The organism is Winogradskya consettensis, assembly GCF_018332715.1.
In the GTDB taxonomy this organism is placed as follows: domain Bacteria; phylum Actinomycetota; class Actinomycetes; order Mycobacteriales; family Micromonosporaceae; genus Actinoplanes; species Actinoplanes consettensis.
The window spans coordinates 44189-62649 of sequence record NZ_BOQP01000050.1; the positions used below are offsets into that span (position 1 = coordinate 44189).

Consider the following 18461-nt stretch of genomic DNA (forward strand, 5'->3'; position numbering starts at 1 on the left):
GCTCGGTCACCCGCGCTTCGGGGAAGCGGCCCAGGTCCACAGGGCGAACCCGGCACCGATAGCCAGCATGGTCTGCACACCGCGCGGCGAGAAGATGTGGCTGTCGATGAAGGAGTAGCCGGCCAGGAGCAGGACGACGGTACCGGGCATCACCCGCGGGCCGTGCCGGCTGACCAGGGCTATGGTGCCGGCGAGCACAGCGACGAGGAACGCGTACACGGCGACGTGGCCCAGGCGGTCGGCGGTGTCGTACAGCGCCAGCACCAGCCGGCGCAGCTCGACCGGGTCCCCAGGCTGGCCCGCGACCGTGCCCGCCGCGATTCCGGCCACGGCGTCCAGGCCGGTGTAGCCGGCCGCGTAGACACAGGCGCACACCCAGGCCACGATCGTCGCCACTCCGGGCAGATCGGCGCGTGGCCGTTCGCGCAGCAACACGAAGAACCCGACGGCGAGCAGAGGGAAGACGGGGAGCAGGACGATGTGCAACTGCACCCAGCGGTGCGAGGTGGCGGCGGACAGCCCGTGCGGGTGGATCAGTCCGGCGAGGGCAAGCAGCAGCGGCCCGAGGGTGACGAGCAGGAGGGTGCGCGCTGGGCGCAGGCGGCGGGGGCCGGTCACGACACTCACCGCGCGGTCGACGACAGATCGACGAAACCGGCGCTGCCAACGGGTACGAGGTTCACAGCACCCGACCATAGGGTTCGACCGTCGCCGAGGATATGACTCTCGGCGATTCGTCACCGGTTCATAAGGATTGGTGGATGACGCCGAGCTTGTCGCCGGCCCGGCCGGTCCGGTGAACGCGGGTGGTCAACTGCCAGCCGCCCGGTACGCCTTGCCCGCCTCGGTCGGCGTGGTGGCGTCGCGGTACAGCCCGTAGTCGACCGAGTCGCCGACCGCCGGGAGTGAGAACCAGGCGTACCGCTCGACATACGACGCGGCCTCGAGCTGGCGGGTGGAGTTCGTGATGAACGCGGTGATCTGCTGCGTGTTCGGGAACCGCGGCGTGCCGGTGAAGTTCATCAGGCCGTACTCGGTCACCCAGACCGGCAGGTTGTAGCGGTCGTGCACGGCCTTGACGTACCCCATGAACTGGCCGACCGCCGCGTCGCTGAAGTCCGAGCCGTACCAGTGCACCGTGATGAAGTCGACCCGCAGGCCGCGCTGCTTCGCCCCGGTCATGAAGCGGTCCAGCCAGCCACCGGCGGTGTCACCGCCGTACGCGACCGCGGGGCTGCCCAGGCGCATGCCGGTGCCCTGCAGATCGGGCCACAGGTTGAGCGCCTGTTCCACGGTCATGTCGGCCTGACCGGCCATGTCCGGCTCATTGAACCCGAGCAGTGTGCTGCCCTCGGTCTTGACCTTCGCCAGGTTCGCCGGCGTGTCTACGTTCTCATCCCAGATCATCGGGACGAACTCGGCGTTCGCGGGCATGTCGTCGTTGTTCGTGCCCCAGTTGTAGTACCACTTCGCGCCGACGTCCTTGACCGCGCCGGACAGGCCGGGGAACTGCCACGTGCTGACGCCCTTCTTGCCCACGGCGGGCGGAACGCTCGTGGGCGCCGTCGTAGGAGCAGCTGTGGGCGCCGTGGTCGGCGCGGTGGTGGAGCCGGGCAGATTCCAGGCCTGGTTGGTGGCGCCGGTGCATGACCAGATCTGCAGACGGGTGCCGGCGGCGTCGAGGCACTTGCCGGAGCCGGTGTTGACCAGAGCGCCGCTACGGGCTGTCCACTTCTGGGCGCCGGTGCCGTTGCATTCGTACACCTGCACCTTCGCACCATCGGCCACCGAGGCCGCCGCCACATCGAGGCATTTCCCCAGTGCCTTCACGGCACCGCCGTCGAGGGCCCACCGCTGCGCGTTCGTGCCGTTGCAGTCCCACAGTTGCACGGCAGTGCCGTTGGCCGGATCGGCGCCGGACACATCGACGCACTTACCGCCGATCCCGGTGATCGGCCCGGCATCGGCGGCCATCGCGTTCGTTACGCCCAGCACGCCGAGAGCGGCGACCACGATCCCGGAAACGGTGACGGCGAGGACGCGCCGCCGGTTACGTACAGGTGACATGGATCCGAAACTAACCGCGCACGAAACGCACCCGGCGGCCCCTCGGAAAGACTTAAATCGCCGCTAAGAACCTCGGCCTGATCGGACAGTTCTGCGCCAAAGTTGTTATCCGCGATGGAGGCGTCCGTCAAGGCTGGTCGCCGTCGCGCGGGCGCAGCAACGGCGGGTGCAGCAGCCGCGCCGGCCCCCTGCGGAACAGCTGGGCCGGGCGGCCCCGGTCCCGTGCCACACTGCGGCCGACCGGTTCGACGAAGCCGTCCGCTCCGGTGACCTTGCGGTGGAAATTGCGGGGGTCGATGGTGGTGCGCCACACCCTCTCGTAGACCTCGCGCAGGTCGGCGATGGTGAACTCCGGCGGGCAGAACGCGGTCGCGAGCGGCGTGTATTCGAGTTTGGCCCGGGCCCGTTCAAGCCCATCGGCGAGGATTTGGTCGTGGTCGAAGGCCAGTTCGCCGCGGGTCAGCTCGTCGCAGGGCCGCCAGGCCGCCCCGGCTGCGTCGCTGCCGGCGACCGGAATCGGCAGGTCGGGCAGCAGAGCCAGGTAGGCGACGGCGACCACCCGACCACGCGGGTCACGGCCCGGGGCGCCGTACGTGGCGAGTTGTTCGAGGTGCCCGGCCGCCGGATCGAGGCCGGTCTCCTCGCGCAGTTCCCGCCGGGCCGCCTCCTCGAGATCCTCGTCGGGCAGGACGAAGCCACCCGGTAGCGCCCACTGCCCCTCGTACGGCGGGATGCCGCGGCGGATCAGCAGCACCTGCAGGCGGGACTGCCGGATGGTCAGCAGCACCAGGTCCACCGCAATCGTCATGTTGACGATAATACCCATGCCGGTTTATCGTCAGCATGACGAAATAAGGAGTGAGGGACCATGGCCCACGTAACCCGGCGATTCAACCTGCGACACCTGCGCGGCACCCCGACCAGCTGGATCAGCTACACCGCCGGCGGCAAGGCGAAGCGCGCAGGAACCGGCCTGTCCTTCTGGTACCGGCCGCTGACCGCAGTGCTGTCCGAGGTTCCGGTCGACGACCGCGAGCTACCGCTGCTGTTCCACGCCCGTACCGAGGACTTCGCCGACGTCACGGTGCAGGCCACGGTGACGTACCGGGTCAGCGATCCGGCCGCGGCCTCGACTCGCCTGGACTTCTCGATCGACCCCTACCGGGGCAGCTGGCGCGGGCAGCCGCTCGACCAGGTCGCCGGCCTGCTCGCCGAGCTGGCCCAGCAGCCCGCCCTGGACCTGCTGGCCCGGCTGCCGCTCGCGGAGGCGCTGACCACGGGGATCGCCCCGGTCCGGCAGTCCGTCGCGGACGCGCTCGCCCACGACACCCGGCTCACCGAGACCGGCGTCAGCGTGGTCAGCGCCCGCGTGGTGGCGATTCGTCCGGAGCCCGACATGGAACGCGCCCTGCAGACACCGACCCGCGAGCAGGTGCAGCAGGAGGCCGACCGTGCCACGTACGCGCGGCGGGCCCAGGCCGTCGAGCAGGAGCGCACGATCGCGGAGAACGAGCTGCAGAGCCAGATCGAGCTCGCTCGCCGGGAGCAGCTGCTGGTCGAGCAGCGTGGCGCCAACACCCGCCGCGGGGCCGAGCTGGACGCCGAGTCCCAGCTGGTTGCCAACGCGGCCTCCGCGGATCGGTTGCGCACCACGGCAACAGCAGAAGCAGATGCTGATCGGGTACGCGACGAAGCGCGCGCCACCGGTACCCGGCTGGTCGGGCTGGCCGAAGCGGAGGCGGAAGCCGCGCGCCTCGCGGCCTACCGTGACCTGCCGCCGGCGGTGGTCCAAGCCCTCGCCCTGAAGGAACTCGCCGGACACCTCCCCGCCATCGGTGAGCTGACCATCACCCCGGACCTGCTCAGCAAGCTCGCCGGGCGGCTCGGATGAGCACGCTCGCCCCGCGCGTGGTGATCGTGTCGCGGCGCAGCGAGCTCGACGAACTGCTCGCCCGGCACAGCACCCGCGGTGCCGCCGCCTTCTTCCTGCGCGAACGCGGCCGCGACCTGGCCGAGGTGAGCGCCCGGCACGACGCGCTGACCGCCGCCCTCACCGAGGTGGGCAGTGCGATCCCGGCGGACTGGCGGCGCGGCCACGTCGACCGCGCCGACCTGCCCCGGTTCCTGTTCGCCCCCGAGGACGTGGTGATCGCCGTCGGCCAGGACGGCCTGGTCGCCAACGTGGCCAAATATCTCGACGGCCAGCCCGTCATCGGCGTCGACCCGGAGCCCGGCCGCAACCCGGGCGTCCTGGTCCGGCACCCCGTCGCCGCGGTCCCCGGCCTGCTGCACGCCCGCGGCGACGGCGAGGAGCGAGCCATGGTCGTCGCCCGGTTGGACGACGGCCAGACCCTGCACGGCCTCAACGAGATCTACCTCGGACACCCGGGGCATCAGTCCGCCCGCTACGTGCTCACCGGCCCCGGCGGCGACCGCGAACGGCAGTCGTCGTCCGGCGTCATCGTGGGCACCGGCACCGGCGCGACCGGCTGGTGCGCGTCGATCGCCCGGGAACGGGCCACCGCCCCGGCGATGCCGGGCCCGGCCGAGGCGGCCCTCTGCTGGTATGTCCGGGAAGCCTGGCCCTCCCCCGCCACCGGCGTCACGCAGGTCGCCGGCCGGCTGCACACCGGCCAGACCCTGGAGCTGAGCAGCGAGTCCGAACGCCTGGTCGCCTTCGCCGACGGCCTCGAGTCCGACGCCCTGCAGCTCGCCTGGGGCCAGCGCATCTCCGTCGGCGTCGCGGACCGCCGCCTGCGCCTGCTCTGACGCCGGCCCGGACGCTCTCCCGGGCCGGCAGAGTCGAGTCACTGAGCCCGGCCATGTCCCGGACGAAGCCGAACTCGGCCCGCTCAGCCGCGGCCAGGGTAGCCATGATGGGCGGGGCCTCGATCATCGACCGCCGCTCCCTGTTCCCTGGCAGCTAATGTGGAGCCTCGAAGGGCGAGAGGCGGATGTCGATGGAGCTCGGCCGGGTTGTCGTCGTTCACGCACCGGCCGGTCACGGCTCGGGTTACGCCATCGCCCGCCGACTGGTCCTGACCTCAGCCCACGTCGTCCCGCAGGTCGGCGCCCAGGTCGAGGTACGGGCCGCCACCGCAGCGGCCCGGCTCCCCGCGACCGTCGTGTGGCGGGGCACGCCGGGCGGCCGCGACGACGCCGCGCTGCTCGAGCTGGGGGCGGAAGACCCGGGGTGGGACGGCGACGCCGTGCGCTGGGGCCGCATCGTCACCAACCGGTCCGGCATCCCCGCCGAGACCTGGGGATTCCCGATCTGGGCACAGCGCCCCGGGTCACCGCCGGAGACCTGGCATCCGGCGGGCACGATCAACGCCGGCAACCGCGTCGTCGCCGACCGGTACGTGCTCAGCCTGTCCGACCATCCACCGCGGGGCGCGTCGCCGTGGGCGGGGCTCTCCGGGGCCGCCCTCTTCTGCGGCCGGCTGCTCACCGGGGTCATCGCTGCCGACCTCGCCGGTGGCGGACATGCGCACCTCGACGCCGTACCCGGATATGTGCTGGCCCACGACCCGGAGTTCGTCGCGATCCTGCGGCGGCACGGCGCCGCCGGACCCGCCCTCGACGGCGTCGAGCTCGACGACCTGGCCGAGCTGGTGAGATACGGCCGGAGCCCCGCGGCGCTGCTGATCGCCAAGCGGAACCTGGTCAGATTCCGCGGCCGGCGCACGCTCATGGACGACCTGATCGCCTGGGCCGGGCCGGCGGGGTTCCGGGCCTGGTTGCTGCACGGACCCGGCGGTCAGGGCAAGACCCGCGTCGCCCACGAGCTGGGGCGGCGGCTGCGCGACCAGCGGTGGGCGGTGCTGTGGTTGCGGCCCGGCGCCCCCGTGCCCGCCCTGGAGGTGATCGGGCACGTCGCCGTACCACTGCTGGTCATCGTGGACTACGCGGAGTCCCAGCTCGGCCAGGTCGCCGAGGTGCTCCGGGCCTGCGCCCGCCACGCCGGTACCTCACCGGTGCGGATGCTGCTGCTGGCCCGTTCGGTCGGTGACTGGTGGGAGACACTGCAGGCCGAGAGCCCGTACGCCACCGAGTTACTCGAGGACGCACCCGTCGTCCGGCTGCTGGAACTGGAAACCGAGGCAGCCGGGCGCGCCGACGCGTACCAGGATGCGCTCACCGACCTGGCTGCCGCCCTGACGTCCCAGCTCGACATCGACCCTGCGCTGCTGGTGGACACCCCGCCCTACGTGGACGCCGGACGCCCCGCATCGGCATTGACCCTGCACATGACCGCGCTCGCCGATCTCCTCGACGCCGCGTACGGCGTCGACTGGCAGCGGGAGGACACGGCGATGCCGGTCGAGGACCGTGTCCTGCACCATGAGCGACGGCACTGGTACCGGACGGCGGACGGCTTCGGCCTGCGCACGGCGCTGCCCGAGGGGTCGCTCCAGGACACGCTCGCCGCGACGTTCCTGCTCGGCGCCGACAATCCGGCCGAAGCCGAAGCCCTGCTGGATTCGTTGGAGGTGCTGCGCGACCGGCCTGAGAGCCTGCTCGAGACGGTCCACCGCTGGCTCGCGCATCTGTACCCACCGCCCGACGCGCGGCCATGGGGCGCTCTGCAGCCGGACCGGCTGGCGGAACGCTTTGCCGGCACCCGGCTCCTCAAGGACCAACGGCTCGTCGACCCGCTGCTGTCCGCCAGCTCCGTACCTCAACGCGACCGGCTCCTCACCGTGTTCGCCCGCGCGGCACACCAGGCCGCGTTCGACGGGCAACTCGACGAACCCCTGACCGAGCTGTGCGTACGCCAAGCCGCCTGGCTCGCCCTGCCCGCCATCGGGGCCGCCACCCGCGTCGAGAGCCCCGGCCCGCTGATCACCGCGCTGCGGAAGGTGGCCGATGACCCGCAGGTGACCCGCGACCAGCTCGCCGCACTGGTCTTCCACGTTCCGTTGTCCACCCACACGCTCGCCGGATGGGCGGTCGACGCCTCCCAGCGCCTCGTGGCCGCGGACCGCGCCGCGGCCGACTCCGAGCAGGACACCGAGACGTACCTCTACGAGATCTCGGGAAGCCTGAACCGGCTGACCCTGCGGCTCATGGAAGTGGGCCGGTATGACGAGGCCCTGGCATCCGCCGAGGAAACGATCACGGTGATCCAGGGCCTCGCGGACGTATGGCCGGACAAGTACCGCGGTGACCTGGCCGCCGCACTCAGCGTGCGCTCCCTCCAACTAGGCCATCTCGGCCGCCGGATGGATTCGGTCGAAGCGGTGAAGGCAGCGGTCCAGATCCGGCGCGGACTGCAGGACGACGAGGCGCTGGCCACGACCCTCAACAACCTCGCCATCAGGCTGACCGAGGTCGGCCGGCACGACGAGGCGCTGGCGACCATCACCGAAGTCGTGGCCCTGCGGCGCACTCTCGCCGGACGAAATCCCGGCGGGCATCTCCCCGAGCTGGCGATGGCGTTGAGCAACCTCGGCTTCCAGCTCGGCAGACGAGACCGGCGGGCCGAGGCCCTGGTCGTGGTGCGGGAGGCGGTCGCCATCCGCCGCCGGCTCTGCGAGGACGAGCCGGACGCGTACCTGCCGAATCTCGCTATGTCATTGAACACGCTGTCCCTGCAACTGCACGATCTTGGGCACCTCCGCGAGGCACTGGCGGCCGGCGAGGAGTCGGTGACGATCTACCGCCGGCTCCGTACGGGCCGGCCCGACGCGATCGCGCCGCTGCTCGCCATGGCGCTCAACAACCTCGCCCGCTACCAGTCCGAAGCCGGCCACGGCGAGCAGGCGCTGGCAATGATCCGGGAGGCGGTCGCCATCCGCCGCGTTCTGGCGGACCAACGCCCGGCAGCATTCCGCAAAGACCTCGCCCAGTCGCTGCTGGTGCTCGCTGTCCTCCTGGAAACCGCCGGACACAGGGACCAGGCCGCGGACAACGCGGCGGAAGCGGTCCCCCTCTACCGGGAACTGGCAGCGGCCGAACCCGTCATCAACCTGCCCCTGCACGTAGAGATCCTGATCTCGGCGGCCAAACTGCACGCCGCAGCCGCTCGTCTGCCAGAGGCGCGCACGCTCATCGGCGAAGCCACGGCAATCTGCCGCCAGACCCGTGACGGACCAGCCCTGCTGCGAACCCTGGTGCTCCAGACAATGATCTTCGGCGGCCTGGGGATGCGCCAGGACGGACTACGCTCGGCCGACGAGGCCCTCCAGCTGACCCGATCCTTGAACGACGTGCCCGAGGTGGCGATAGTGACCCTGCTCCGCATGCGAACCGAGCTGCGCGGCTGATACCGAAGGAGAACGATGGACATCGAACTGGCTGATGCGGTCGCGGCCATCCGCGAGGAGTTGCTCGAAGCGGCCCAGCGCGGTGCGGGCGAGGACATCGCGTTCACGGTCGGCCCGATCGACATGGAGTTCGAGGTCGAGCTGCGCGCCGACGCCAAGGCCAAGGTCGGCTTCAAGGCCTGGGTGGTCACCGCGGAAACCGAAGCCGGCGGCGGCCGCCGCCGCACCCACCGGGTCAAGGTCCAGCTCACCCCGAAGGCCCCGGACGGCAACGACCTGCTGATCTCTGCCCACCCGGGAGCCCTCGGCAACGAGACACCATCCGGCCACCTCGGCCGATAGACTGCGGTGAGGAGCGGGCCATGGTCATGGCCGGCTGGAGCGGCAGGATCGCTGCCGTGCAGGCTCGTCAGTGCACGGCCTGCTCCGAAGCGGCCCAGAGCCGCGCGGCGTTGTCCGCGGTGAACAGGGCCGGCAGCCGCTGGTGGCGGGTGCCGGCGTCGCTGTAGAAACCGCCGTTGTGCAGCGTGCCGGGCGCGGCGGTGGCCAGCCGCAGCAGCCGGGCGGCCGAGGTGTGCGGGCCGGTCAGGAACGGCGCGTAGCGGAAGAAGTAGCGCAGCGGGGTGTCGGCGCCGATGTTCGTGCGTACCAGGCCCGGGTGGAAGCTCACGCTGAGGATGTCCGGCCAGCGCCGGGCTGCCTCCATCGCGAACAGCACGTTCGCCGCCTTGGTCGACTGATAGGCCGGCACGCTGCGATAACGCTGCGGCGAGCCGGTCAGGTCGTCCGGGTCGAGGCGCACGTTGGGCGCCGGCCGTACGGCGGTGGTGGTGATCCGGCCGCCGCGCAACTGCTCGCGCAGCAGCCCGCTGAGCAGGAAATGCCCCAGGTGGTTGGCCTGCATCGTGGCCTCATTGCCGTCCACGGTGCGCCGGTACGCCGGTACGCGCTGACCGGCATTGTTGACCAGCACATCAATCTTCGGGTACGTGTCCCGCAGGTGCTGTGCCAGCGCCCGGACGTCGGCCAGCCGTTCGAAGTCGGCGCGGAACAGGCCCGGCTCCCGGCCCTGCCCGGCCGCGCGGACCCGGTCCTGCGCCACCGCCAGCCGCTGCTCGCTGCGCCCGACCACCACGACCTGAGAGCCGCGGGCCGCGAACTGCTCGGCGGCGGCGAGCCCGATCCCCGAGCTCGCCCCCGTAACCACCACAATGTCTTGATCTTGCATCCGGTCATTGCACCAGCGAACCGGCCCCGCCCGGTAATGCCGATCGCGCAGCAGCGGTCATGCCTGTCCGGCATGCCAGCGCCGGACGTGCTCCACGAACCGCCCGGCCAGCGGATGCGCGGCGCGTGCCGGCGTGCCGATCTCCAGCCGGCTCGCTGACAGCCCCTCGACCGGCCGTACGGACATGCCCGGCAGATGCTCCGGCAACGTCGACCCGTGGGCGTACACCACAGCCTGGCCCAGCGCCACAACGGCCAGCACCTCCGGCACCGAGCCGATCCGCAGGGTCTGCCGGCGCGGCCGGCGATCGACGTCGGCGCCGGTCCAGTGGGCGGCCTCCGCCGCGGACATCCCCGACCAGTAGGTGAACGTCTCGTCCCGCAGATCCGAGACCGTCAGCCGCGCCCGTCCCGCCAGCGGATGACCGGCGCCGAGCAACACCTGCCGCGGCTCCTCCATCAGGGGCTCCACGGCCAGCCCGTACCGATCGAACGAGTCGCGCAGGATCGCCACATCCGCGCCGCCTGCCCGCAGCACCTCCGGCGCCAGCCAGTCCCGCGGCACGATGCTCACCCGGACCTCGCCATGCTCGGCCTCGAACGCCCGGCTCGCCGCCGCCACCGCCAGCACGTCACACGCCGGCGCGCTGACCGTCAGCGTCCGCACGCCCCGCACCCGCTCGAGCGCCACTCGGGAACGTTCCACCAGGTCGTACGCGTCAGCGAGCAATGCCGTCCCGGCCGCGGTGAGCGTGGTGGCCTGCCTGCCACGCACCAGCAACGGGGCCCCGGCCGTACGCTCCAAGGTCTGCAGCGCCCGCGACAGCGCCGGCTGAGTCATCATCAGCCGGTGCGCCGCCCGGGTGATACTCCCGGTCTCCGCCACGGCGATCAGATATTCGAGGTGTCGCAGATCCAGCTCGGCCACCCCGCAACCCTCTCACGAGGCTGGTGAGCCACACATCGTCCCGTTGAGCCTCCCGGCGGGACGGTGCGGCCGGGGCGCCAGGCCACACGCGACTCATCGCGGGTGACCCGGCCGGTGCTGGACCATGTAGATGCCGGTGAGCGCGGCCGCGGCGCCCAGGATGACGCCGGTCAGGCCCGTGTAGTGGGTGGATGCGCCGTCGTCGCTGATCGACAGCAGCGCGGCCTGGGTGAGGACCAGCAGGATGAAGGCCCCGGCCAGGTTGGTCAGCCGGATCGCCTCGACCACGACGGCCCGCGTACGCCGGGCGGAGATCACTCCCTGGATGGCAAGTGCGAGTTCCGTGAAGGCGACGGTGGCGATGCCGATGGCGACGTTGCTGTCGTAGTGGCTGAGCTGGCTCCGGTCGAGCATCAGTGGCACGCACGTGACGACGTAGCCCAATGACAAACCCAGCACCACCCACCCGATCGTGCGGTACGCGCGTCGTTCCACCGGCGCCGCCGTCCGCGGATCACTCTCGGACGGCGGCGGGACGGCGGTTCGGCGTGACCGGCCGTGCCCTGATCGCCAGGACCTTCGCGCCGGCGAGCCCAACGGTGAAGAACCCGTTGACGAACAGGAACAGCGACGGGGACACCACCGTGAGGCCCAGTTTCCAGGCGGACATCGCGAGGTTGCCGTACACCGAGAACCGGGCGATGGCGATGCTGCGCTGGATGCTCTGCGGGGTGCCGGCACGGTGGGCCTCGACGTGATTCCGGATTCGTGTCCGGCAGCGTACGAGCAATGAGCTCGACCGCTGCACCAGCCGGGTCCGGCGCGATGGTGTTGTCGTCATGCGATTCTCGGGCTCTCGGGGTGGGGGCGGACGGATACCGGTGCCGTTCAGGACAGGAGCCGGGCGCCCTGTTCGCCGGTCTCGTGCACGACGGAGTATTCGTGGTCGATGCGCGGTGCCAGGGCGGCGGTCCGGCTGCCCTTCACGCCGCCGTACGCGAGGTAACCGGCCACCCAGGCCAGCAGCCCGATGGCGCCCAGCACGATCGACACCAGCTGGTTGCCGGCGTTCAGCGTGAAGATGGAGCCGGCCAGCGAGGCCGAGCCCAGCACCGCGATCGTCGCCGCTACCGCCGTCGCCGTGGTGTTCTTGGACTTCTCCATGCGGGCGATGGCGGACAGTGCGCTCTCGCACTTGCGTTCCAGTTCGAGCACCATCGGCCGGTTCTTGATCCGGCGGTCACGCTTCACCTTGAGCATCACCACGGTGGTCCGCGAGATCGGTGTCGCGGCGCTCTCGACGATCCAGCCGAAGTTGTGGAGGCTGTCGCGCCACAGCGATTCCAGCTCGCGGTCGGCGCGGATCGTCCGGTACTCGTAGGCCACGAAACCGGTCGTGCCGGCGATTGCCTGCTCGGTCATGGTGTGTTCCTCTCGTTTCGCCGCATCGGATGACACCGATATTGACCCGGCGCGGGCGGCGGCGAATCGTCTCGGTGAACCTGTCGGACGTACTGCGATCGCACTACGTGCGGTCCGGCGGGCGGTGCGATGATCAGGCCGTGACCACACCATCCGCCGTCGCGGGACGTCCACGCGCATGACCCAGGTGATGATCGTCGACGATCAGGAGATCATCCGGGCGGGTCTGCGTACGATCATCGACGCTCATCCCGGCCTCTCGGTGATCGCCGAGGCCGCGGACGGGTTCGAAGCCCTGCGGCTGCTCGCGTCGGCCGTGCCGGACGTGGTCCTGATGGACATCCGGATGCCCGGCATCGACGGGGTGGAGACGACCCGCCGTATCCGTGCCGCGTACCCGGCTGAGCAGGTCCGGATTCTGGTGCTCACCACGTTCGACCAGGATCAGAACGTCGTCGCCGCGCTGCGGGCCGGCGCCGACGGGTTCTTCAACAAGGGCACCGGGCCGGTGGAGCTGACCGCCGGCATCCTGCGCGTGGCGTCGGGCCGCAATGCCTTGTCACCGGCCGCGGTCGACGCCCTTGTCGGTCATGTCGCCGAGGACCGGGGCGTGCCGGTCGATGCCGGGGCGGCCGAGCGGTTCGCCGGGCTCACCGCGAGGGAGGCCGAGGTGGTCACGATGATCGTGCAAGGTCTCGACAACGCCGCGATCGCGGGGCGGCTGCACGTGTCGCCGTTCACCGTCAAGACCCACGCCAACCGCGCGATGGCCAAGGTGGGTGCGCGAGACCGGGCCCAGCTCGTGACGCGGGCGTTCCAGGCGGGCATCCGGCCCGGGCCCTGAGGTGATGGCGGCGCTGTTACCGGGTGGCCGGCAGGCGGGCGTACACCCGGAACAGGTTGTCGTCACCACGTGCGTCGAGGGACCCGCCGGCCGCCTGCGCGCGCTCGCGCATGCCGACGATGCCGTTACCGCCGTGGTGACCGGCGCCCGGTGACCCGGCGCTGACGTTGACGACCTCGAGGGTCAGGGTGTCCTCCGGCAGGAAGGCGACCCGCAGTGACACCGCTCCGGTGCCGTGGCGCTGCGCGTTGGTCAGCGCTTCCTGCGCGATGCGGTAGGCCGCCTGGCTGACGTGCGCCGCGAGCGGACGGGTCAGGTCGGGCAGGACGGCTTCCACGGTCATCCCGGCCGCGCGGAACCCTGCCACCAGGTCGCCGATACGCTCGTGGCTGGGCGTCGGAGCCGGCGGCGCATTGTCACCGCCGATGCGGAGCACGCGCAGGATCTGCTGGGTCTCCAGAAGGACGGCCTGCACTGCCACCCGCGCGGCACCGAGGTCGGCGGCGGCGCTCTGCGGGTCGCCGGCCAGCCGGACCTCCGCCGCGCCGAGGTGCATGCTGACCACGGCGATCTGGTGGCCCACGCTGTCGTGCAGATCCCGGGCGATGCGTACCCGCTCCTCCGCGAGGCCTTGCCGGACGGCAGCTTCCCGGCTCTCCAGCGCGGCACGGGCGCGGCCCTCGAGCTCGTCACGATACTGCTGATGGGTACGCACGGCGCTGCCGGCCGAAGCGGCCACCAGCGCGGCGAACGCGGCGATCGACGCGGAGGGATCGGTGGAAACACCCACCGAGCCGTAGTAGAACCCCACCGCCGCCAGGTTCGCCGCCCCGGTCACCGCGGCGATCAGCAACCCCGGCAGGCCGCGCAGCGCCAGCAGGAACGCTCCGAACACGGCGATCGACCAGAGCGCGGTCGGATTGTGCCCGAGCAGCCCGGCGGCCAGTGGTCCCGCGGCGAAAAGCAGCAGCGACGCCACCCGGAACCGGCGCAGGACCACGACCGCTGCGACGGTCGACGCGAGTGACAGCAGCGCACCGATGTCGTACCCGGCGACGGCGATCGTGCGGAACTCGACCGCCGCGCTAAGCCCGATCACCGTGTATCCCGCAACCGCGAGCACCCGTGACGCCCCCGAGAACGGACGGACGGGAAACCGGTGCGGCGCGGTGTCGGGCAGGGTCACAGGTCGTATTTTCGCAGCCCGGGCCGGGCGGCGAGTACTCCGGACGCAGTAGGCCGGTCCGCGCGGGTGGCTGTACCCGGACCAGCGGGTGTGCTGGAAAGGGCCACGGGTGGTCTCGCGCTTCCGGCTACACCGCGGTGTTGGCCTGGATGCGCGGGTGCGGCCGGCTGGGCCGAGTCGGGATCGAGGGGACCGGCGCCTACGGGGCCGGACTCGCCCACCGGCTGCGCGACGAACACCTCGAGGTGACCGAGGTCGACCGGCCCGACCGCAAGACCCGCCGGTTCCAGGGCAAGTCCGACCCGATCGACGCGATCCAAGCGGCCAAGGCCCGCCCTGGCCGGCGAACGCACCGGCATCCCCAAGCAGCGCGACGGCCGCGTCGAAGCCCGGCGGAACCTATGGGTGGCCCGGCGCAGCGCCTTAGAACTGCGCGCCGACACCCAACGCCAGGTCAAGACACTGATCGTCACCGCCCCGACGAGCTACGCGCCCAGCTACGCGGCCTGACCGTCAAGAAGCTGATCACCGCCTGCGCGAGCATGCGACCTGACCGGGCCGAAGCCGCAACCCCCGTAACCGCCGTCAAAATCACCCTGCGGTCCTTGGCCCGTCGCCACCAACAGCTGTCCGCCGAGATCACCGACCTGGACGAGGTCCTCGAACCCCTCGTCGCCGCCCTCAACCCCGGTCTGCTCACCGCCAACGGCGTCGGCACCGACGTCGCCGGGCAGCTGCTGGTCACCGCAGGCGAGAACCACGAACGACTCGCCTCCGAGGCGGCCTTCGCCATGCTCTGCGGTGTCGCCCCGATCCCCGCCAGCTCCGGCAAGACCAACCGACACCGGCTCAACGGCGGCGGCGACCGCCAGGCCAACGCCGTCCTCTACCGGGTCGTGCTCTGCCGCCTGCGCTGGGACCCATCGCACCCGCGACTACATACAACGCCGCACCAAGGAAGGCCTGTCAAGATCGTATTCGCGCTGGTAAAAGCCGATGGACAGAGCCGCGCCGTACCGTACCCGAGCCGGTCGAACAGCGCCCCGCCACGCGGCGCGACCGGGCCCGCAGTGCCGTCGGGGCTCAGGGTGAGCGACACGTCGGGGTTCCCGTCCAGCGCGACGGTCATCGGGCTGCCCGGCATCGTGACGCCCCGGGAACGGGCTGACGGGAAACCGGGGCGGCGCAGTATCGGGACGGGTCACAGGCCTATTTTCGCAGCCTGGACCGGGCGGCGAGTACTCCGGACGCAGTAGGCCGATCTGCACGGGTGGCCGTACCCGGACCGGCCGATGTGCCAGAAAGAGTGACGGCTATCTCATTATTTTCTGCCCGCTGCCGATTGTTACTTCGCAATCGCCGAAGGAAACGGTACGCACATGGGTGTTGGCCGGGCGTTCGACAACCTATCGCTGCTGAGCAAGATCGGTGCGGCCACGGTGACCGCCACGGCCGCCGGCGTGATCGTGGGGGTCGTGGCGATGACCACGATGCATCGGCTCAACGGCGACGAGGCCGCCGATCAGCGCCAGGAGATAGCTGTCGAGGCCGCGGCGGGTGCTTTCGGCACGAACGTCGAGGCCTACCTCGGCAGCATTACGGCGCTACGGTCGACCCCCGGCTCGGCTGCCAGCATCACTGAGTTGCTCAAGACCGATGACAAGGCCGTCGTCGACGCGCTGAACGTCATGCAGACACAGCTGAAGGACAATCCGTCCGGCTCGGCCGCGGTCGCGCAGGCAGAGCAGGACTGGAAGGCTTTCAAGGATTTCCTGGCCGTTGACCGCAGCCACTGGACCAAGGCTCAGCTCGCCGCGCTGGGCGAGGAGTACAACAAGGTCTACGGCGCACTGCACGCCGACGAGGGCCTGATGCAGACCGCCGCCGCCGAGAACGGTGCGCGTAATGTCGCCGCCGCGCAGAGCACGGTGCGCCGGGCGACCTGGATCATCGCGGTCCTGCTCGGCGCCGGGGTGGTGGCGAGTCTGCTGGTCGGGTTCCGCGTTGCGTTCCAGATCCGGTCCGCGGTGCGCGGTGTCGCGCACCTGGCCGAGGGGCTGGCCGACGGTGACCTCACCCGCACCTCGGGTGTCACCAACCGCGACGAGGTCGGGCAGATGGCGGGGGCGCTCGACCGGGCCGTCGGGCGCCTGCGCGCGGACATCATCAGCCTCGCCGGCAACGCCACCACCCTGGATGCCACCGCGGGACGGCTCACCGTCGTGTCGGGCGACGTCGATCAGGCTGCCTCCGACGCGTCGGGGCAGGCCGGGGCAGTGGCCAGCGCTGCTGACCAGGTGTCCACCAACCTGCAGGTCGTGACCGCGGGCGCGCAGGAGATGGGTTCGGCGATCCGCGACATCAGCGTGTCGACCAGTGAGGCGTCCGAGGTCGCGGTCCAGGCCGTGCAGATGGCCGCGCAGACCAACGCGATCGTGGCGCGTCTGGGTGAGTCGTCGACCGAGATCGCTACGGTGGTCAAGGTGATCACGTCGATCGCCGAGCAGACGAACCTGCTGGCGCTCAACGCGACGATCGAGGCGGCCCGGGCGGGCGAGTCGGGCAAGGGCTTCGCGGTGGTCGCCGGGGAGGTCAAGGATCTGGCTCAGGAGACCGCCAAGGCCACCGAGGACATCGCCCGCCGGGTGCAGGCCATCCAGTCGGACACCGGCGGCGCGGTGACCGCGATCGGCGAGATCTCGGGCATCATCGAGCGGATCAACAGCATCCAGCTGACGATCGCCTCGGCGGTCGAGGAGCAGACCGCGACCACTCAGGAGATGAACCGTACGCTCGTCGGCGCGGCCTCGGGTGCGGGCGAGATCGCGGCCACCATCGGCGGTGTCTCCGCCGCGACCCGGCGCACGACGGCCACCGTCGGCGAGACCAGGGCCGCCGCGGACGAGATGGCGTCGACGGCATCTCAGCTCAAGATGGTGGTCTCGCGCTTCCGCTACTGAAGCGGGTCACGCCCGGTCGTGCCGGATGGCGTCGGCGATCGTTTCGCCGACGAGCACGGCGGTGGCGGCCGGGCCACGCTGCGGGGCGTCCGGCAGCAACGACGTGTCGGCGACGCGCAGTCCGGGTACGCCGTGGACCCGGCCGTACTGGTCGGCGACGCTGCGGGCAGGGTCGTCGGGGTAACCCATCGCAGCGGTGCCGCAGGTGTGCTGCGCCGTGGCGAGGTTGTCGCGGATCCAGTCGTCCAGGGCCCGGTCGTCGCGGAGGATCGCGGGGGCCGGACCGAGCAGGCGTCCGGCCATCGGCGGAGAGCTCACGATGCCGGCGGTGACCCGCACTGCCTCGCGGAGCCGGACGAAGCTCGCCGGGTCACTGAGGTAGCCGTAGTCGATGGCCGGGTGCTGCTCCGGGCCGGCCGAGCGCAGTCGGAGCGTGCCGGTGGGGCTAGGCGCCTGATCGGCGATCAGGAACGCCAAGGCGGCGCCGGGTCGGACGATGCCGTCGGCCAGCGAGCCCAGCGGGACCAATGACTGCAGGATTTCCAGGTCACCGTCGTTGCCGGTCGCGCCGGTGGAGTTCAGGTGCAGACAGCCACCGAGCCAGGAGCCACCCGGATCTCCGGTGTCGTGGCGGGGCTGCCACTCCAGCACGAGCTGCGGGTGGTCGCTGAACCGGCGGCCGACCGCCGGGGCGTCGCGGACGACCGGGATGGCGAGGCGTTCGAGGTCGGCCCGGGGCCCGATGCCGGACAGCAGCAGCAGGTGCGCCGTGGCGAACGCGCCGGCGCAGAGCACGACCGAGCGGGCGGGGACGATGCCGCGCGTGGTGACGACGCCGGCGGCGCGGCCGTGCTCGACGAGGATCCGCGTTGCCCGGCAGCCACCGATGACGGTCAGGTTGGGTCGCGCGCGCACGTCGGTCGTGAGGTAGCTGAGGCCGGTGTTGCGCCGGATCCCGGCCTCGACGTTGCTGGGCACCGGCCCGAACCCTGGCGGCGCGTCGCCGTTCTTGTCCGGGTCCGGCGAGAATCCGAGAGTCTCGGCGGCCTCGAGGAACGCCGCTGTCGCGGGGTGCTCCGGGCCGGTCCGGCGGATCAGGATCGGCCCGTTGTGGCCGTGCAGCGGGCTCTGCGGGTAGTCGAGATCCGTCTCCATGCGCCGCAGGAACGGCAGCACACTGTCGTACGCCCAGGCAGAGTTGCCGCGCCCGGCCCAGCGGGCGAAGTCCTCGGGGCGGGCCCGGATAAAGTAGCCGCCGTTGACCGTCGTCGAGCCGCCGAGGATCCGGCCGCGCGGAACGTCCCAGCGCCGCCCGGCTGTCAGGGTCACCGGATAGCTGACCGTGGCCGGATGTCCGGGTAGGGCCCCGGGGACGCGGCGGGCGTCCAGCACGTCCGCGTCCAGGTGCAGAGGGCCGGCCTCGAGGAGGACCACGCTGCGGTCGTGGTCCTCGCTGAGCCGTGCCGCCAGGGCGGCACCGGCGCCACCGGCACCGATCACGACGACGTCGGCAGGTTCGGACTCCTCCACCCTTCCATTTTGGCACCGCATGCCATTA

17 protein-coding genes are annotated in these 18461 nt (G+C 71.3%); 7 read left to right on the forward strand and 10 right to left on the reverse strand.

Annotated elements, in window-relative coordinates; translation table 11 throughout:
• Window positions 1-6: 6 nt before the first annotated feature.
• The 3 genes from Aco04nite_RS39460 to Aco04nite_RS39470 form a co-directional block, all read right to left on the reverse strand.
• Window positions 7-618 (reverse strand): hypothetical protein, encoded by a 612-nt coding sequence (locus tag Aco04nite_RS39460; protein ID WP_213002347.1) that lies wholly within the window; start codon window positions 616-618, stop codon window positions 7-9.
• A gap of 192 nt (window positions 619-810) precedes the next feature.
• Complete coding sequence (locus Aco04nite_RS39465; protein ID WP_213002348.1) at window positions 811-2067, reverse strand: glycoside hydrolase family protein; 1257 nt, start codon at window positions 2065-2067, stop codon at window positions 811-813.
• Between the two features lie 127 nt (window positions 2068-2194).
• A complete protein-coding gene (locus Aco04nite_RS39470) occupies window positions 2195-2875 on the reverse strand; it encodes an NUDIX hydrolase (RefSeq protein ID WP_244876643.1) in 681 nt (226 codons plus the stop codon).
• A gap of 60 nt (window positions 2876-2935) precedes the next feature.
• Between Aco04nite_RS39470 and Aco04nite_RS39475 the strand changes: the two genes are divergently transcribed.
• The 4 genes from Aco04nite_RS39475 to Aco04nite_RS39490 all read left to right on the forward strand — a co-directional run bounded on the left by Aco04nite_RS39475 (window position 2936) and on the right by Aco04nite_RS39490 (window position 8678).
• Window positions 2936-3958, forward strand: a complete 1023-nt coding sequence (locus Aco04nite_RS39475) for an SPFH domain-containing protein (protein WP_213002350.1) — start codon at window positions 2936-2938, stop codon at window positions 3956-3958.
• Window positions 3955-4836: an NAD(+)/NADH kinase gene (locus Aco04nite_RS39480; protein ID WP_213002351.1), complete on the forward strand. Its 882-nt coding sequence runs from the start codon at window positions 3955-3957 to the stop codon at window positions 4834-4836. Before Aco04nite_RS39475 ends, Aco04nite_RS39480 begins: the two co-directional genes overlap by 4 nt.
• Before the next feature lie 185 nt (window positions 4837-5021).
• Window positions 5022-8336, forward strand: a complete 3315-nt coding sequence (locus Aco04nite_RS39485) for a tetratricopeptide repeat protein (RefSeq protein WP_213002352.1) — start codon at window positions 5022-5024, stop codon at window positions 8334-8336.
• 15 nt (window positions 8337-8351) lie between these two features.
• The gene (locus Aco04nite_RS39490) at window positions 8352-8678 is read left to right on the forward strand and encodes a trypco2 family protein (RefSeq protein ID WP_213002353.1); all 327 of its coding nucleotides are present in this window, start codon (window positions 8352-8354) and stop codon (window positions 8676-8678) included.
• Between the two features lie 67 nt (window positions 8679-8745).
• On the opposite strand, the gene Aco04nite_RS39495 is transcribed toward Aco04nite_RS39490, so the two are convergent.
• From Aco04nite_RS39495 to Aco04nite_RS39515, 5 genes are all read right to left on the reverse strand, one after another.
• The gene (locus tag Aco04nite_RS39495) at window positions 8746-9564 is read right to left on the reverse strand and encodes an SDR family NAD(P)-dependent oxidoreductase (protein WP_213002354.1); all 819 of its coding nucleotides are present in this window, start codon (window positions 9562-9564) and stop codon (window positions 8746-8748) included.
• 57 nt (window positions 9565-9621) lie between these two features.
• Window positions 9622-10491, reverse strand: a complete 870-nt coding sequence (locus Aco04nite_RS39500; protein WP_213002355.1) for a LysR family transcriptional regulator — start codon at window positions 10489-10491, stop codon at window positions 9622-9624.
• A gap of 93 nt (window positions 10492-10584) precedes the next feature.
• On the reverse strand, window positions 10585-10986 hold the full coding sequence (locus tag Aco04nite_RS39505; protein ID WP_213002356.1) for a hypothetical protein: 402 nt from the start codon (window positions 10984-10986) through the stop codon (window positions 10585-10587).
• 19 nt (window positions 10987-11005) lie between these two features.
• Window positions 11006-11332 carry a hypothetical protein gene (locus Aco04nite_RS39510; RefSeq protein ID WP_213002357.1) on the reverse strand — a complete coding sequence of 109 codons (327 nt, stop codon included), beginning with the start codon at window positions 11330-11332 and terminating at the stop codon, window positions 11006-11008.
• A 47-nt stretch (window positions 11333-11379) separates the two neighbouring features.
• Window positions 11380-11913 carry a hypothetical protein gene (locus tag Aco04nite_RS39515; RefSeq protein WP_213002358.1) on the reverse strand — a complete coding sequence of 178 codons (534 nt, stop codon included), beginning with the start codon at window positions 11911-11913 and terminating at the stop codon, window positions 11380-11382.
• A gap of 178 nt (window positions 11914-12091) precedes the next feature.
• On the opposite strand from Aco04nite_RS39515, the gene Aco04nite_RS39520 reads away from it, so the two are divergent.
• A complete protein-coding gene (locus Aco04nite_RS39520; RefSeq protein ID WP_213002359.1) occupies window positions 12092-12757 on the forward strand; it encodes a response regulator in 666 nt (221 codons plus the stop codon).
• 16 nt (window positions 12758-12773) lie between these two features.
• On the opposite strand, the gene Aco04nite_RS39525 is transcribed toward Aco04nite_RS39520, so the two are convergent.
• Complete coding sequence (locus tag Aco04nite_RS39525; protein ID WP_213002360.1) at window positions 12774-13943, reverse strand: sensor histidine kinase; 1170 nt, start codon at window positions 13941-13943, stop codon at window positions 12774-12776.
• Between the two features lie 605 nt (window positions 13944-14548).
• Between Aco04nite_RS39525 and Aco04nite_RS39530 the strand changes: the two genes are divergently transcribed.
• Both Aco04nite_RS39530 and Aco04nite_RS39535 read left to right on the forward strand, forming a co-directional pair.
• Complete coding sequence (locus Aco04nite_RS39530; protein WP_213002361.1) at window positions 14549-15199, forward strand: transposase; 651 nt, start codon at window positions 14549-14551, stop codon at window positions 15197-15199.
• Between the two features lie 123 nt (window positions 15200-15322).
• On the forward strand, window positions 15323-16903 hold the full coding sequence (locus Aco04nite_RS39535; protein ID WP_213002362.1) for a methyl-accepting chemotaxis protein: 1581 nt from the start codon (window positions 15323-15325) through the stop codon (window positions 16901-16903).
• A 6-nt stretch (window positions 16904-16909) separates the two neighbouring features.
• On the opposite strand, the gene mftG is transcribed toward Aco04nite_RS39535, so the two are convergent.
• A complete protein-coding gene (gene mftG, locus Aco04nite_RS39540) occupies window positions 16910-18433 on the reverse strand; it encodes a mycofactocin dehydrogenase MftG (protein ID WP_244876644.1) in 1524 nt (507 codons plus the stop codon).
• Window positions 18434-18461: the final 28 nt, after the last annotated feature.